The organism is Catenulispora rubra (assembly GCF_015356825.1).
In the GTDB taxonomy this organism is placed as follows: Bacteria; Actinomycetota; Actinomycetes; order Streptomycetales; family Catenulisporaceae; genus Catenulispora; species Catenulispora rubra.
Window position 1 is genome coordinate 1 of record NZ_JAACYW010000670.1, and the last position, 813, is coordinate 813.

An 813-nucleotide genomic window follows, 5' to 3' on the forward strand; every position below is an offset into this window, starting at 1 on the left:
CTGCGGGGGTCGGCGGTGTGATCAAGGCCGTGATGGCGATGCGCGCCGGGGTCTTGCCCAGGACCCTGCACGTCGACGCCCCCAGCCCGCACGTGGACTGGGCCGGCAGCGGGGTGAGCCTGCTGACGGAGACCAGGCCTTGGCCCGAGACCGGACGCCCACGCCGAGCCGCGGTCTCCTCTTTCGGCATCAGCGGCACCAACGCCCACGTGATCCTGGAACAGGCTCCCGAGCCAGCCTTTGCCGACGTCGCTGTGCCCGAGCCTGCGCCCGGTGGTCAGGAGCCGACCGTTGCCGGTACCGCTGCTCAAGGCGCTGTTGGTGTGTGGGTGGTGTCGGGGCGTTCTGTGGAGGCGTTGCGGGCTCAGGGCCGTCAGTTGGCTGGGGTGCTGGGCGGGGTGTCGGGTGGCTTGGACGTCGCTGGGGTCGCTCGGGCGTTGGCCGGTCGGGCTCGGCTGGAGCACCGGGCGGTGTTGTGCGGGGCGGGGTCGGAGTTGGTGGAGGGCTTGCGGGCGTTGGGCGAGGGCCGAAGCTGCGAGGGCTTGGCGCTCGGATTCGCCGGGGCGGGTCGGCCGCGCTGTGTCTTTGTGTATCCGGGTCAGGGTTCGCAGTGGCCTGGTATGGCTGCGGCTCTTTACGGTTCGAGTCCGGCATTCGCGGCGCGGTTGCAGGAGTGTGCTGAGGCCTTGCAGCCGTTTGTGGATTGGCCGGTGCTGGAGATGTTGACGTCGGGTTCTGGGGAATGGTCCCGGACTGATGTGGTGCAGCCGGCGTTGTTCGCGGTGATGTTGGGGATCACTGCTGCCTGGCAGG

At 69.7% G+C, this 813-nt stretch carries 2 protein-coding genes; one reads left to right on the forward strand and one right to left on the reverse strand.

Translation table 11 applies throughout. The annotated features are described in order from the left end of the window. Positions 1–190, reverse strand: a 190-nt coding sequence (locus GWK61_RS58170; protein ID WP_228564588.1) for a hypothetical protein, incomplete at its 3' end; no start/stop codon positions are given. Here GWK61_RS58170 and GWK61_RS60455 point away from each other — a divergent pair. Then, positions 114–813: acyltransferase domain-containing protein (locus GWK61_RS60455; protein WP_323748212.1), on the forward strand; the 700-nt coding region annotated here is incomplete at its 3' end. The genes GWK61_RS58170 and GWK61_RS60455 overlap by 77 nt on opposite strands.